The organism is Bacillus sp. TH30 (assembly GCF_016650875.1).
Classification (GTDB): Bacteria; Bacillota; Bacilli; order Bacillales; family Bacillaceae_G; genus Bacillus_A; species Bacillus_A mycoides.
In genome coordinates this window covers 1,702,781-1,716,979 of the sequence record NZ_JAEKEY010000002.1, presented here as the reverse complement: position 1 = coordinate 1,716,979, position 14,199 = coordinate 1,702,781, and the positions used below count along the sequence as shown (strand labels likewise).

The window sequence follows — 14,199 nt, the reverse complement described above, 5'->3', positions numbered from 1 at the left end:
TCGTTTTACAATCGTTAATGAAAATAGCTCGCCTTTATTATAGGCGAGCTATTTTTTTATACTTCTTTTTTCTCATCATTTGTTTTTTTAGTAGCTAGATGACTATGTTTTCTAGAGTAGAAGAAGTAGACGCATAAACCGACTATAAGCCAAATTGCAAAGCTGATCCATGTTGTTTTGGACAAATTAGTCATTAAATATAAACAACAAAGAATAGCGACAACCGGTAGTGCAGGTACGAGAGGTGTACGAAAGCCTCGTTTTAAATCAGGATGAGTTTTCCGTAAAATAAGTACAGCAAAGCAAACGAATGTGAAGGCTGTTAACGTACCGATGTTTACTAAATTCGCTAGTAAATGTAGGTCTAAAAGTCCTGCTAATAAAGCTGCAAATACTCCAGTAATCCATGTGTTTAATAAAGGGATTTTTACTTTTTTATTTACGCGTGATAAAGCTTTTGGGAGTAAGCCGTCTCGGCTCATTGCATAAGAAACACGAACTTGTCCATACATAACGACTAAAAGAACGGTTGTCATTCCTGTCATCGCACCAACTGCAAGTAGCCCCGCAATAGTATCTTCACCAACGAAATGTAGTGCAAATGCAACTGGATCAGAAACGTCTAATTGCGTATAAGGAACCATACCTGTTAAAACGAAAGATACGATCATGTATAAAACTGTACAAATAAGAAGGGAACCGATAATGCCAATTGGTAAATCACGCTGCGGTTTTTTCGTTTCTTCTGCCGCGGTTGCGATTGCATCAAAACCTAAAAAGGCGAAGAAGACAGTGGCAGCTCCGGTAATAATACCGTCGTACCCGAATGGAATGAACGGTGTCCAATTTTCAGGCTTTACATATTTTGCACCTGCTACGATAAAGGCGATAATAACTGCTAATTTTATAAGGACCATAATATTATTAATGCGTGCGCTTTCGCGTATACCAAAACTTAAAAGCCCAGTAATGAGAAGTAAAATACAAGCAGCTGGTAAATCAATGAGACCACCTTTTCCTGTACCAGGGGCCGAGGCTATTATGGCGGGCAGATGGATGTTAAATCCTTGTAGTAAAGATTGTAAATAACCAGACCAACCGACAGCTACTGCGGCGACGGCAAGTAAATATTCGAGCATTAAACACCAACCAACGATAAAGGCGACAACTTCTCCGACAGTCATGTATGCATAAGTGTAAACACTGCCTGAGACTGGTATAGAAGACGCGAATTCAGCATAACAAAAGGCTACACAAGCACAAGTAAATGCAGCAATAAGGAATGATAACATAATACCAGGGCCAGAATGTTTTGCCGCTACGATACCTGTTAATACAAAAATCCCTGTCCCAATTACGGCGCCGATTCCTAAAAACGTTAAATCGAGTGCCGTTAATGTTCTATCTAGCTGTCGTGGTGATTCAGTACTAAGCGCTTTTTTTCGTAATAATGACTTCACTTTGGACTCTCCTCCCATTTTTCATCTCCATAACTGCGAATAGTGTGAATCCATTGGAAAAGAGTACGTAAGTGAATAAAGGTACAGTTATGGTATGTAGTTTTTTGAAATTTCTGGATTGATTTTATTATAATTCAGAATATTTTGTCAAATGAAAATGTGACAAATAAAATGCGAATGAATAGGGGAAACTACTTACAGGAATGGACGAGGGTTAACAGAGTGACAAAACCACTCATTAAAGTTTCACTTTATCCCGCATTAACTGCCCGTAAATGCCCGATTGGTTTAACTAATAATCAGTGAGGATGGGGAAATTCCCCACTGATTAAAGTTTCACTTTATAAAGTAGGAGAAGATGTTATGTTATTTTATTTTGAACTTGTCGTCATTTTACTTTGTACGAAATTAGCTGGTGATATTAGCGTAAGACTCGGCCAGCCTTCTGTACTTGGTAAATTAATCGTTGGTATTATTATCGGTCCTGCTGTGCTAGGTATTATTAATAGTTCAGAACTTATTGATGAGCTTAGCGAAATCGGTGTTTTGCTACTTATGTTTATGGCAGGACTCGAAACTGATTTAGAAGAGTTAAATCGTAATTTAAAATCTGCATTCGCAGTAGCGATGGGAGGAATTATTTTCCCATTCCTTGGTGGGTATTTAGCAGGGCTTGCTTTTGGAATGTTACAGTCGCATGCGATCTTTTTAGGGTTATTACTTTGTGCCACATCGGTTAGTATTTCTGTTCAAACGCTAAGAGATTTAGGGAAAATGAATACGAGAGAAAGTACGACGATTTTAGGTGCAGCTGTATTTGATGATGTAATTGTCGTTATTTTATTAGCGTTTGTCATGAGTTTTTTAGGCACACAAGATGTAAATGTAACGCTAGTCATTGCAAAGAAAATCATCTTTTTTGTAAGTATTGTTTTCATCGCTTGGAAAGTTGTTCCGTGGATTATGAAAATGCTCGTACCACTTCGCGTAACAGAAGCGTTAATTAGTGCTGCACTTATTATTTGTTTCTCTTTTTCGTATTACAGTGAAATGATGGGAATCGCAGGTATTATTGGGGCATTTGCAGCAGGAATTGCGATTTCGCAAACAGAGTATAAGCATGAAGTGGAACATAAAATTGAACCGATTGCTTACGCGATATTCGTACCGGTTTTCTTCGTAAGTATTGGAATGGAAATTACATTTCAAGGTATCGGAAGCCAACTTTGGTTCATTATCATTATGACGCTCATCGCAATTTTCACAAAGTTAATCGGATCAGGTTTAGGAGCAAGACTGACAGGATTCAACCTTCAATCTTCTATTAGTATCGGTGCGGGAATGGTTTCGCGCGGAGAAGTGGCGCTTATCATCGCAGCAAATGGACTTGCGGCGAATTTGTTAGCGAAAGAAAATTTCACAGCGATTGTCATTGTTGTTATATTGACGACAATTATTACGCCGCCGCTTTTGAAGAAGTATTTTGTATAGAGAGGAAGGGCTTATCTGATGTAGGTAAGCTCTTTTTTTATTGCAAAATGCAGTGGTCATGTAGCATGAATGGATTGTAATTATGATAAAATCTATGTATGTGATATGACAAGGAGAGGGAAGTGTGAAGATTACAAAGGGGAAAGTTATAGGTGTAATCATACTTATTGCACTATGTATACCATTTACTGCATGGAAAGAGTCAAAAGTGAAAAATTTTCCAGTTTCTATTTTTTCTTCCTATGTAGAAGACGAAAATCCGAAAGACTATAAGTACACTGCTTTTGTACCTGACTTTGCAATTTGGATACATGGATGGGAAAAACAGCGATCTGAAGGTGAAATAACGTCATATAAAAAAGGGGATCGAACTGTAATTGTTCACCATCCACCTGGCAATGATGGTTTTTATCTATATGATACAAATGATATTAGAGAATATACGCAACCATAAGAAGTGGAGGTTAAATAGTGAAAGCTTCAACATTACTATTTAAAATTGAAAGTAATATGGATCAATTTTCACCAGCCGAAAAGAAGGTTGCCATGTACATAATGGAGAATGCAGAAATTGTTCCGAACTTAACGACGAAAGAAGTGTCAACGAATGCAGGCGCAAGTGAGGCAAGTGTTGTTCGCTTTTGTAAGTCGATTGGGATTGGGAGCTTTAAATCATTTAAAATCGCGCTCGTTCGTGAATTAACGATTGCTGATTATAATATTAATGATTTTTCAGTGATGAATACGGAAGATGGACCGTACGACTTGTTTAATAAAGTTACATATGTGAATAAAGCTGCAATTGAGGCGAGCGTTACTGCGATAGATAAAAAGGAACTTGAGAAAGCTGCAGATCGTATTGTAAATGCGGATAAAATTATATTTTACGGAGTAGGCGGATCGGCTACTCCGGCGATGGACGGGGCTTATAAATTTACAAGGCTCGGATTTACAGCGATGATGCTATCTGATTTTCATATGATGTTGCCACTCGTCACGAATTTAAAAGAGGGAGATATATTTGTGGCGATTTCAACTTCTGGGCGGACGAAAGATGTGCTCGAAATGGCGCAATATGCGAAGAAGCGAGGGGCTACAGTTATTGCGATTACGAAGCTAGACCAATCATCTCCGTTATATAAAGCGGCAGACATTCGCCTTTGTATGCCAGATGTAGAGCAAGACCATCGCATTGCGAGTATTGCTTCGAGAATGACGCAACTGAATATGATTGATGCTTTATATGTGATTACTTTCAATCGAATTGGTAATAAAGTATTAGATCAATTTATGGAGACGAGAGAAGAAGCATTACGGTTACGGAAATTGAAGTAGAAAAAAAGATGGGGAGACTCATCTTTTTTATTATCTTTGACACAAATATGTCATGTTGTGAAATTTTATTTCATAAAATAAGAAAGAGTTATTGATTTTTAGTTTCTTAAAGTTATAATAAAAGTGTGAAATATAATTTCGAAGAGGGTGGCAATATGTTAGAGAATTTATCGACAGAACACCGTAATGAGAAAACGATGAATCTAGATGAGATGAGTATAAAAGAAGTTTTACAAAGTATGAATGAAGAAGATCGAACTGTTGCGTTAGCAGTTGAAAATGAAATAGAAGAAATTGAAAAGGTTGTACAAATTGTTACTAAGTCTTTTGAAGAAGAAGGCCGTTTAATTTATATTGGGGCTGGTACGAGTGGCCGTTTAGGCATTTTAGACGCAGTAGAATGTCCCCCGACATTTGGAACAGATGATAACATGGTGCAAGGATTTATAGCAGGTGGATTGAAAGCGTTTACTAAGGCGGTGGAAGGTGCCGAAGATCGTGAAGAGTTAGCAAAAGAAGATTTAAAAAGTATTGGATTAAACGAGAAAGATACGGTTATTGGAATTACAGCAAGTGGTAGAACACCCTATGTAATTGGCGGATTGAAATATGCAAGTAGCGTGGGAGCAAGTACAGCTAGTATTTCCTGTAATAAAAATGCTGAAATAAGTAAATATGCAAAACTAAATGTGGAAGTGGAAACAGGCGCAGAAATATTAACAGGCTCAACACGGTTGAAGGCTGGCACAGCGCAAAAGTTAGTACTCAATATGATTTCTACAGCGTCTATGATTGGTGTAGGGAAAGTATATAAAAACTTAATGGTAGATGTTCAATCTACAAATGAAAAATTGGTAGAACGCTCAAAACGAATTATTGTTGAAGCGACAGGCGCTAGTTATGAAGTAGCTACAGAGTGTTATGAGAAAGCAGATCGAAATGTGAAAGCTGCAATCGTTATGATATTACTACAGTGTGAATATGGGGAAGCACTAGAAAAATTAAAAGGTGCGAAAGGATTTGTGAAGAAAGCACTTTAAACTTTGGGGAGGGGGATTCTATTATGAAGAAAGAAGAGAGAATGGCCAAAGAGATTTCAGAGCAACTTGGGGGAGTAAAAAATATTCGTGGCATTGCTCATTGTATGACGAGACTGCGATTAACGCTTCATGATGAAAGTAAAGTGAATATGGACCTTTTGAAAAAGGTTGAAGGGGTTATGGGCGTTATTGAAGATGAGACGCTTCAAGTTGTTGTTGGACCAGGGACAGTAAATAAAGTAGCAGCTGAGATGGAAGGTTTAACGGGACTGCGAATTGGTGAGGTGGCAGATCACCACCTTGAAGATCTTGGGCAAGAGATGAAGTCAGAGATTAAGAAGAAAAATAATACACCAGTGAAAAACTTTTTAAGAAAAATAGGAAGTATTTTCATTCCGCTAATTCCGGGGCTTGTTGCGTCAGGAATTATAAATGGGGTTGCTAACTTTGCGAAAAACGCAGGTGCTGACCCGAATGCAACGTGGCTACAAATGCTACTACTTATTGGCGGCGGTATCTTTACATTCTTAGGAATTTTAGTCGGTTGGAATACAGCGAAAGAATTTGGCGGGACACCAGTTCTTGGGGCAATTGCAGGTATTTTAATTTTCAACCCAGCGATGGCGAACGTAAAATTATTTGGTGAAGCGCTCGTACCTGGACGGGGCGGATTATTTGCAGTTATTTTTGCAGCATGGCTTATGGTTGTAGTTGAGAGACGAGTGCGAAAAGCTGTGCCAAATGCAGTTGATATTATTGTGACACCACTCATTACTGTATTAGCTGTAAGTATAGTAACGATGTTAGCGATTCAGCCAGTAGCAGGCTTCTTATCTGATGGTATTACAAGCGGTATTAATGCAATTTTAAATGTTGGCGGAGCATTTGCTGGAGCTGTGCTTGCCGGAACATTTTTACCTCTCGTAATGGTCGGATTACATCACGGTTTAACACCGATTCATATGGAATTTATTAATCAAACGCACGTAACGCCTTTATTACCAGTATTAGCAATGGCTGGCGCTGGGCAAGTAGGAGCAGCAATTGCGATTTATGTGAAAACAAAAAATAAACGCCTTCGTAATGTGATTAAAGGTGGATTACCAGTAGGATTTTTAGGAATTGGCGAACCGCTATTATACGGGGTTACATTGCCACTTGGGAAACCGTTTATTACGGCTTGTTTAGGAGCGGCTGTTGGTGGTGCATTCCAAGCTGTTATGAAAACGGCTTCACTCGGAATAGGTGTATCAGGATTATCATTAATTCCGCTAATTGCTGATAATAAATATTTATTATATTTCCTTGGGTTAGTAGTTGCATATATTTTCGGATTCATCTTTACGTACTTCTTCGGCTTTAAAGAAGAAATGGCAGAAAACATATAGAGAAAGGGATTCCTTTCTCTTTTTTTATATTAATAGAAGGAGAGATTTATATGATAGGAGTTTCAATTTATCTTTCAAAAGAGCGAGTAGAGAAACAAGAAGCATGGTTAAAACTAGCGAAAGAAAACGGATTTTCATCTGTTTTTACATCTCTTCACATTCCAGAAGATGATCCGAATACGTATAAGGAGTTAATTCAAATACTTGGGAAACAAGCTCTCGAAAATGAAATGGAATTAATGGTTGATGTCTCTACAAAATCGTTAAACCATTTAGGGATGACGTATGAAAATGTGGAAGAGTTATTAGACTTTGGCATTACTGGTTTACGAATGGATTACGGTATTACGCCAAAAGAAATCGCACGTGTATCTCATAAGATGAAGGTAGCGTTAAACGCGAGTACGATTACAGAATCACTTTGGAAAGAGTTACTTGCGGAAAATATACGAGTAGATCGAGTAGAAGCGTGGCATAATTTTTATCCGCGTCCAGAAACAGGACTAGCCAAATCATTCTTGCAAAAACAAAATAAATATTTACATGAGTGTGGAATAAAAACGATGGCATTTATTTCAGGAGATGGTGAAAAACGAGGTCCTTTATTTGAGGGTTTACCAACTTTAGAAAAGCACCGCTATATGCGCCCGCTTGAAGCATATTTAGAGCTTGTGCAAGAGTGCGATGTTGATAAAGTGCTAATTGGAGATATAAGCGGGAGCCTAGAGAGTGTACAAGAAATCTCGAGTGCGAGTGGTGGGATTATTCCAGTGCGATATGAGTCATTTATAAATGCAAGTGAAGTATTAAAAGTGGTAGAGCAAGTGCATACAAATAGGTTAGATCCGGCTCGTGATGTAATTCGTTCTGTAGAATCGCGCGAAGAAAATAAAGTTGCATTACAACCGATGAATACAATTTCAAGAAAACGAGGCAGTATTACAATTGATAATGAATTGTACGGTAGATATGCTGGTGAAATGCAAATAGTTATAAATGATTTACCTGAAGATAGGAAAGTGAATGTTGTTGGAATGGTGATGGAAGAAGATGTGTCTTTATTGTCTTATATAGGTGCTGGGAAAAATTTTCAACTTTTTTCTAAGTAATAGAGCGAAAGCTTGAATTAGCACTATTTTATAAAAAACATTATCTGCAAAAAGGATAATGTTTTTTGGTTTCTTTAAAAAAGTATTTGACGAATGAAAAGAAATACCGTATTGTTTTGTCTTGTGAATAAATGTTCATCATAACAAAACAAAAAAGGAGAGTTCAGAATGAATCAATATATTGGGAATTTAATTATTCGTATCGTATTAGGAGTTACTTTTTTTGCACACGGTTTAGCAAAGTTTCAATCAGGTATAGATAACGTAGCAGGATGGTTTACAAGCATCGGTTTACCAGGTGGTCTTGCATACGGCGTAGCAACAGTTGAATTAGTTGGTGGTATATTATTGATTATCGGTTTAGGCGTGAGGTATGTAGGATTGTTATTCGCCCTTATTTTGGCTGGAGCTATCGTAAAGGTAAATGGAGCAGCAGGCTTATTAGGAGATGGAAAGAATCCGGGATATGAATTAGATCTTGCATTATTATCAATGGGTGCGTATTTATTCGTTGTAAAAGCAGAAGGATATGTAGATCGTTTCTTAAAAGAGAAAGTAATGAAAACGAAGTAAATTTCATTTTTTAAGTGTTGACTTGACGACTTGGTGTAACTATAATGATTACATCAAGTCGATTAGTAATAAAATGATTCATATATTTTTTTATTCTAGTTGTAACTAAATTAGTTACAACTAGAATAAAGCTTAAAGAATAAAGGAATATAAAAGAGTAAATAAAAAGTGGAGGAAATAACATGTCAAAATTACATTTAGAGGTTTTTACAGGATCTGAGCAAGCATTTCAAGTTACATCCACAATTGTATACGGAGAAAAAGATGCAATTCTTATCGATGCACAATTTTTATTAAGTGATGCGCACCGTTTAGCAGCTCAAATTATTGAAACAGGAAAGAATTTAACTCATATTTATGTGACTCATTTCCATCCAGATCACTATTTTGGATTAAATGTATTACATGAAGCATTTCCAGAAGCGAAGATTGTTGCATTACGGAATACTGTTGAAGATATTCGTAACACATTGGAGAAGAAAGTGGAACAGTGGAAACCATCTATTGGGCATAATGTTCCTCATCAACCAATTGTTCCAGAGGAATTAACAGAAGAGAAATTGATTTTAGAGGGAAATGATTTAATCATTAAAGGTGGTTTGCAAGGTGATACACCGAATAATAGTTATGTATGGATTCCATCATTAAAAGCCGTTGTTACAGGCGATATCGTTTATAACAATACTTTCGTATGGACGTTAGAAACAGATGCTGAAGCTCGTCATAAATGGTTAGAAACATTAAGTGAACTTGAAAATCTTCATCCTGAAATTGTTGTAGCTGGTCATCGTGATTATGACGTACCAAATACAGCAGACGCGATTAAACATACTCGTAAATATTTAGTTGCATTTGATGAAGTTCTTGCAGGAAATCCTTCAAGTGAAGAAATTCAAACGGCAATAAAGGAGCGGTTCCCGCACGTTAAAGCGTTAGAAATTGGACTTGTTTTAGCGGCAAACGCGTTTGGGGTGAAAAAATAATGAAGCAAAAAACAAATTTAGAAATTGTTCGAAGCACATATGAAGGACCATCTTCTTCAAATGCAAAACATTTAGCGGAAGCTCTCTCTGAAAAAGTAGAGTGGACAGAGGCAGCAGGTTTTCCGTACGGCGGAACGTATATAGGTACAGAAGCTATAATGGAAAATGTATTTAGTCGTTTAGGATCAGAATGGGATGATTATAAAGCGAGTGTAAATACGTACCATGAAGTAAACGGAAAAGATGTGATTATTGCTGAAGGTGTTTACTCAGGAGTTTATAAAGAGACGGGAAAATCATTTGAGGCGGAATTTGTTCATGTATGGCAGCTTGAAAATGGAAAAATCGTGAAATTTAAACAATATGTGGACAGTTACATTGTACGAGAAGCGATGAAGGTTTAAAATGAAATAAGGAAACAAATGGAATCGGCTGTGCGCAGGCGATTCCATTTGTTTATGTAATTATTAGGGGAATGGGGAATACATAATATGAAAAAATGGATTATAGGGACAATTACAATGATTGTAATTGCGATAGGAGCTGTATTCGGTGTTACGAAACTTCTTAATTATATAGAAGAAGAAGAGAAGAGTCTGAAAGCACAAAATGTAACGGGGCAACAAGGGAAGAAAGCAAAGGAAGAGAAGCAACAAGCTAGTGAAGATGAAATTATTTCTACAATGCATAGGATGGTACATCAAAAAGTGAAATCCTCTGAGAAATGGGGATTTATCGAAATGACAAATAAGGAAATTAGTAGTGCGAAGAACGCAGTAGAAAGCAGTACTAATTTTAAATATAAATCAAAGCTACTTTCTACTTTAGAGCGCTGGGAGAAAGGGGATTTTTCACAGACGGTTGAGGAGCATAACTTTTTGTGGGAAATTCAAGGTGGTGATACCGGAAAGGCAACAGAACGTTTATCGCCAGAAGAAGAAAAACAGTATGTGAAAGAAATGAAAGGTAAATAAAAACATCGCCACTCTGGTGGCGATGCTTTTTCATTAAGAATGCTTTCGTACTAAAGCTCTAGTCGTCTGAGGAGAAACAGTTTTAAAATGAGAGAATAAATAGCACCCTGTCACGACGATGATTGTACCGAAAATTTGAATCCATGTTAGTTCTTCTCCAAGGAAAATAAATGCTAAAATAGCTGTGAAAATTGGATTGAAATTTAGAAAAACGCCCGATGTAGTAGCTCCTAATTTCTGTACACCAATGTTCCAAAATACCATACAAAGGACCGTTGAAACGAGTCCTGTATATAAAAGTGATGTTATGAAGGAAGAATTAATATTGGAAACAGTGAAGTTGCCTATGTTAAATGGAAGCAATAAAATGACGCCGAAAATACCAGAATATAACGTCGCCATTAGCGGTGTAACTGTTTTTGTCGCCCATTTACTAGAAACAGAATAAATACCCCAAATACATACTGCCGCCATCATCCATAAATCTCCGCTATTAAAATGTAGTGAAAATAAAAGAGCAAAGTTTCCCTTTAAAAGAACGAGGATGACCCCAAAAAATGAAAGAATCATAGAAAGAATTTGAAGCATATTTACTTTTTCTTTTAGAAACAGCACAGAAAATAATGCAATTGAAATAGCGTTCAATGTAGAAATAAGACCTACATTCGTTGCGGATGTTTTTTCTAATGCTAAAAATTGAAAAATGTTGAAAAGAGCGACGCCTGTAATTCCCATAATTACTAACGGGATTATAGCAGCACGCGGTGGAATAATTTTCTTCTCTTTAAACCATACGAGTGGTAATAAACAAACAATCGCAATCATCCATCTTAAACTTGTCAGTGTCATAGGAGACGCATGATCGACGAGTGATTTCCCAACGACAAAATTTCCTCCCCATAATAAGCTTGTTAATAATAGTAAAAAGACATAAAAATAAGGCATGCTAAAAACCCCTTTGTTGAAATAAGAATGAACTGTAAGTAATTTTAGCATTTTTCTTTATTGTCTAATATATTCTTTTGTATAATGGTAAAAACTCGATAAAATGTTTCGTTAGAAATCTTATTTACAGAAAAACATTCAGTTTTATATAAGTTATGAGATGTTTCTTCGAATAATCGTCGGTAAGAAAAAAGGGGGAATTTTGATGGAGTCATCTGTTATTAAAGTGCTTGATGATTTGGATGTGAAAATTTTAGATATATTGCAGAAAGAATCACAAGTAAGTAATGCAGAGCTTGCACGCCGTGTTAATTTATCTCCAGCTGCGATGCATGCACGAATAAAAAGGTTAGATGGGGAAGGTTTTATTGATAAGCAAGTAGCAATTTTAAATCAAGAAAAGCTTGGATTTGATTTATTATGTTTCATTTTTATGAGTACGAATATTCATCAGTATGAAAAGCTGGAAGTGTTAGAACGAGAATTAGAATCTATGCCTGAAGTGTTAGAATGTCACTGTTTAACAGGAGAGTATGATTATTTATTAAAAGTTGCGAATCGTGATCGTAAGGAACTAGAGCTTTTTATTAGGAAACTAAATAAATTAGGGATTACACGGATACAGACGAGTTTAGCACTTCGTGAAATTAAATATTCGACGGTATTGCCGATACGAAATGAGGAACCGAGCATCGATTAAGTTGCTTGGTTTTTTGTTTATGTAAAATTCAGAAAAGTGATTGACGGAGAGAAAAGAGAGATGTATTATTATATGAAATTATGAATTAAAATTCATTCATTGTTATAAATATTAATGCTTGGGGCAAGGGGATATAATATGAAAATCTTTAATGCGGTTACAAGTGATGTGAAAGAAATTTATAATCTCATTGAAATGTATGCAAAAGAAGGAGTTGTTTTGCCGCGTTCTCTTTTGTCTCTCTATCAATATTTACAATGTTTATATGTTATGAAAGAAGGAGAGGAAGTCGTTGGAGTTGCTGGTTTACATGTGTTAGGAGAGGATCTTGCAGAAGTACGATCGTTAGTAGTTTCGCATACATATGCAGGAAAAGGGATAGGGCGTATGCTCGTGAGTCATGTGATGGAGGAAGCGACGAAAATAAATGTAAAAAGAGTGATTTCTTTAACGTATGAAACAGTATTTTTTCAAAAGTGTGGATTTGATTTTGTAAATAAAGAATTGCTGCCAGAGAAAGTATGGGTTGATTGTAGACATTGTCCAAAAGTCAATTATTGTGATGAGGTGGCGATGATACGGTATGTTGGATGAAATTTTTAGAGAGAAAAAAGGCCCACTATTATTTAAGAAATAGTGGGTATCTATATTTTAATCAGAAATGAGATGTTGTTAAGAATTTGAATTCGTTTGTCTTACTGCAAAATTAAAAATGGGATTTTTAAGCTCATAGTTATAAGTAGAACCATCGACAAGTCCTACAACTTTATCGCTATCATAAAGATCGAGCATAAATTGTGCCATTTGTTTTGCAGTATGAAATTTCGGTACAACACCATCATATTGGAACTCATCAATATTAAATGAACGTTTCGCAAATTCTGTTTCAGTTGCACCAGGAGCTAAAACTTTTGCTTGTAGTTTTGCACCTTGTTCTTTCAGTTCGTGTGATAATCCTTCTGTAAATGCACTTACATAAAATTTCGTAGCGCAATACGTAACAGCATTGGCAACAATCGTGTATCCACCGCCTGATGAAACGTTAATAAGCTGTGTTCCTTCGGTCATTGAATAATCTCGAACGAAAAGGGAAGATAGTATTGTTAGTGCTTCTATATTTACATGCAACATCGTTTCTATCTTGTTTAAATTTTGTTCAGCAATTGAGGCGAAATTACCAAAACCTGCGTTGTTAATCCACGTTTCAATTTGAAAACTTTGTAGACTTTCATAAAGTTTATAAACATTTTCAGTGACGGATAAATCAGTTCTTCGAATGACAACATCCAATTCCGGATGCATTTCGTTAATTTTCAATTTTAATTCTTCTAATTCTGCTTGTCTTCGAGCTACAAGTATTAAGTTTTTTCCGCGAGATGCAAAGGCTAAAGCGGATTCATAGCCAATTCCTGAACTAGCACCAGTAATAACAGTATATTTCATATAAAAGCCTCCTAAATTCAAATTAATTTATCATGGTTAGATTGTATTTGTTAGAGTATACTCTAAGTCAAATGTTTTTTATAATTTGGATAAGGCAGTAAAATATATGAGAGTAAATGGCGTGCGGAGGGAGTATGGTTATGTACACAATTAGCGAGGTAGCTAAATTATTAGGAGTGAGCACACATACATTACGTTATTATGAAAAGGAGAACATATTAATTGCAAATCGCGATGCAAATGGGAATAGATTGTATGAAGAGTCACATATAAAGTGGTTGCAGTTTGTAATGAAATTAAAACAAACGCAAATGCCGATAGCGAAAATAAGAGAATATGCTAGATTATATTTAGAAGGAGAGCATACAACCGAAGCTCGTTTACAACTGTTAGAAAATCATAAAAAATCTATTCGAACTCAAAGAGAAAACTTAGAAATTACAGAGAAGATGCTCGAAAATAAAATTATTGCATACAAAGACTCGTTGAAAAGTAAATAGCGTACAAAATATTTCGTTCTTTGTTGCATGTTGAAAAGGGAGTACAGGTTTTTGTTTTGGAATTTATCTATGAGTATTTTATTATAATGTGCCGATAAATTAAAAAAGAGCAGTTAGCTAAAAGCAACTGCTCGATTCAAAGGGATCTCCAAGGGGGGAATGGAGAAAATATTATGTTACTACCATTATTGACAGATTATTAAGAAATATTCATGTGAATTTAAGAAATTTAAAATATTTTTTGGTTAATAGAATCCG

The 14,199-nt window shown here is 36.1% G+C and carries 16 protein-coding genes; 13 read left to right on the top strand and 3 right to left on the bottom strand.

From position 1 onward, the window contains the following. Positions 1-56: 56 nt before the first annotated feature. On the bottom strand, positions 57-1,460 hold the full coding sequence (gene bcaP, locus JFU20_RS11020) for a branched-chain amino acid transporter BcaP (RefSeq protein ID WP_033716190.1): 1,404 nt from the start codon (positions 1,458-1,460) through the stop codon (positions 57-59). A gap of 363 nt (positions 1,461-1,823) precedes the next feature. Here bcaP and JFU20_RS11015 point away from each other — a divergent pair, with 363 nt between their 5' ends. The 10 genes from JFU20_RS11015 to JFU20_RS10970 all read left to right on the top strand — a co-directional run bounded on the left by JFU20_RS11015 (position 1,824) and on the right by JFU20_RS10970 (position 10,353). Next, the gene (locus JFU20_RS11015) at positions 1,824-2,951 is read left to right on the top strand and encodes a cation:proton antiporter (protein ID WP_002010790.1); all 1,128 of its coding nucleotides are present in this window, start codon (positions 1,824-1,826) and stop codon (positions 2,949-2,951) included. 124 nt (positions 2,952-3,075) lie between these two features. Continuing rightward, positions 3,076-3,405 carry a hypothetical protein gene (locus tag JFU20_RS11010; protein ID WP_000704964.1) on the top strand — a complete coding sequence of 110 codons (330 nt, stop codon included), beginning with the start codon at positions 3,076-3,078 and terminating at the stop codon, positions 3,403-3,405. A gap of 17 nt (positions 3,406-3,422) precedes the next feature. Further along, entirely contained in the window at positions 3,423-4,286 is an 864-nt protein-coding gene (locus JFU20_RS11005) for a MurR/RpiR family transcriptional regulator (RefSeq protein WP_002010793.1), read from the top strand. A gap of 155 nt (positions 4,287-4,441) precedes the next feature. Beyond that, positions 4,442-5,326 (top strand): N-acetylmuramic acid 6-phosphate etherase, encoded by an 885-nt coding sequence (gene murQ / locus JFU20_RS11000; RefSeq protein WP_201038625.1) that lies wholly within the window; start codon positions 4,442-4,444, stop codon positions 5,324-5,326. 23 nt (positions 5,327-5,349) lie between these two features. After that, positions 5,350-6,714 carry a PTS transporter subunit EIIC gene (locus JFU20_RS10995; protein WP_002010797.1) on the top strand — a complete coding sequence of 455 codons (1,365 nt, stop codon included), beginning with the start codon at positions 5,350-5,352 and terminating at the stop codon, positions 6,712-6,714. A gap of 50 nt (positions 6,715-6,764) precedes the next feature. Next, the gene (locus tag JFU20_RS10990; protein ID WP_201038624.1) at positions 6,765-7,823 is read left to right on the top strand and encodes a DUF871 domain-containing protein; all 1,059 of its coding nucleotides are present in this window, start codon (positions 6,765-6,767) and stop codon (positions 7,821-7,823) included. A gap of 168 nt (positions 7,824-7,991) precedes the next feature. After that, a complete protein-coding gene (locus tag JFU20_RS10985) occupies positions 7,992-8,396 on the top strand; it encodes a DoxX family protein (RefSeq protein WP_001077751.1) in 405 nt (134 codons plus the stop codon). Positions 8,397-8,578: 182 nt separating this feature from the next. Further along, positions 8,579-9,379: an MBL fold metallo-hydrolase gene (locus JFU20_RS10980; protein ID WP_002010801.1), complete on the top strand. Its 801-nt coding sequence runs from the start codon at positions 8,579-8,581 to the stop codon at positions 9,377-9,379. Further along, positions 9,379-9,783 (top strand): nuclear transport factor 2 family protein, encoded by a 405-nt coding sequence (locus JFU20_RS10975; RefSeq protein ID WP_002166327.1) that lies wholly within the window; start codon positions 9,379-9,381, stop codon positions 9,781-9,783. Before JFU20_RS10980 ends, JFU20_RS10975 begins: the two co-directional genes overlap by 1 nt. 87 nt (positions 9,784-9,870) lie before the next feature. Further along, positions 9,871-10,353, top strand: a complete 483-nt coding sequence (locus tag JFU20_RS10970) for a PRK06770 family protein (RefSeq protein WP_002010803.1) — start codon at positions 9,871-9,873, stop codon at positions 10,351-10,353. 33 nt (positions 10,354-10,386) lie between these two features. Here the strand turns inward: JFU20_RS10970 and JFU20_RS10965 are convergent, their stop codons facing one another. Continuing rightward, a complete protein-coding gene (locus tag JFU20_RS10965) occupies positions 10,387-11,298 on the bottom strand; it encodes a DMT family transporter (protein WP_002010804.1) in 912 nt (303 codons plus the stop codon). A 205-nt stretch (positions 11,299-11,503) separates the two neighbouring features. Between JFU20_RS10965 and JFU20_RS10960 the strand changes: the two genes are divergently transcribed. Continuing rightward, on the top strand, positions 11,504-11,998 hold the full coding sequence (locus JFU20_RS10960) for an Lrp/AsnC family transcriptional regulator (protein WP_002125468.1): 495 nt from the start codon (positions 11,504-11,506) through the stop codon (positions 11,996-11,998). A 138-nt stretch (positions 11,999-12,136) separates the two neighbouring features. Further along, complete coding sequence (locus JFU20_RS10955; protein WP_002166324.1) at positions 12,137-12,592, top strand: N-acetyltransferase; 456 nt, start codon at positions 12,137-12,139, stop codon at positions 12,590-12,592. Between the two features lie 78 nt (positions 12,593-12,670). Here the strand turns inward: JFU20_RS10955 and JFU20_RS10950 are convergent, their stop codons facing one another. Next, positions 12,671-13,441 (bottom strand): SDR family NAD(P)-dependent oxidoreductase, encoded by a 771-nt coding sequence (locus tag JFU20_RS10950; protein WP_002010810.1) that lies wholly within the window; start codon positions 13,439-13,441, stop codon positions 12,671-12,673. 140 nt (positions 13,442-13,581) lie between these two features. Here JFU20_RS10950 and JFU20_RS10945 point away from each other — a divergent pair, with 140 nt between their 5' ends. Continuing rightward, entirely contained in the window at positions 13,582-13,941 is a 360-nt protein-coding gene (locus JFU20_RS10945) for a MerR family transcriptional regulator (protein ID WP_002087388.1), read from the top strand. Positions 13,942-14,199 lie beyond the last annotated feature (258 nt).

What these genes read in the sequence shown, in the direction of transcription:
- JFU20_RS11015 (WP_002010790.1), top strand. Translation starts at nt 1,824, where the DNA reads ATGTTATTTTATTTTGAACTTGTCGTCATTTTACTTTGTACGAAATTA.
- murQ (WP_201038625.1), top strand. Translation starts at nt 4,442, where the DNA reads ATGTTAGAGAATTTATCGACAGAACACCGTAATGAGAAAACGATGAAT.
- JFU20_RS10945 (WP_002087388.1), top strand. Translation starts at nt 13,582, where the DNA reads ATGTACACAATTAGCGAGGTAGCTAAATTATTAGGAGTGAGCACACAT.
- JFU20_RS10950 (WP_002010810.1), bottom strand. Translation starts at nt 13,441, where the DNA reads ATGAAATATACTGTTATTACTGGTGCTAGTTCAGGAATTGGCTATGAA.
- JFU20_RS10975 (WP_002166327.1), top strand. Translation starts at nt 9,379, where the DNA reads ATGAAGCAAAAAACAAATTTAGAAATTGTTCGAAGCACATATGAAGGA.
- JFU20_RS10980 (WP_002010801.1), top strand. Translation starts at nt 8,579, where the DNA reads ATGTCAAAATTACATTTAGAGGTTTTTACAGGATCTGAGCAAGCATTT.
- JFU20_RS10990 (WP_201038624.1), top strand. Translation starts at nt 6,765, where the DNA reads ATGATAGGAGTTTCAATTTATCTTTCAAAAGAGCGAGTAGAGAAACAA.
- JFU20_RS10965 (WP_002010804.1), bottom strand. Translation starts at nt 11,298, where the DNA reads ATGCCTTATTTTTATGTCTTTTTACTATTATTAACAAGCTTATTATGG.
- JFU20_RS10960 (WP_002125468.1), top strand. Translation starts at nt 11,504, where the DNA reads ATGGAGTCATCTGTTATTAAAGTGCTTGATGATTTGGATGTGAAAATT.
- JFU20_RS10985 (WP_001077751.1), top strand. Translation starts at nt 7,992, where the DNA reads ATGAATCAATATATTGGGAATTTAATTATTCGTATCGTATTAGGAGTT.
- JFU20_RS10955 (WP_002166324.1), top strand. Translation starts at nt 12,137, where the DNA reads ATGAAAATCTTTAATGCGGTTACAAGTGATGTGAAAGAAATTTATAAT.
- JFU20_RS10970 (WP_002010803.1), top strand. Translation starts at nt 9,871, where the DNA reads ATGAAAAAATGGATTATAGGGACAATTACAATGATTGTAATTGCGATA.
- JFU20_RS10995 (WP_002010797.1), top strand. Translation starts at nt 5,350, where the DNA reads ATGAAGAAAGAAGAGAGAATGGCCAAAGAGATTTCAGAGCAACTTGGG.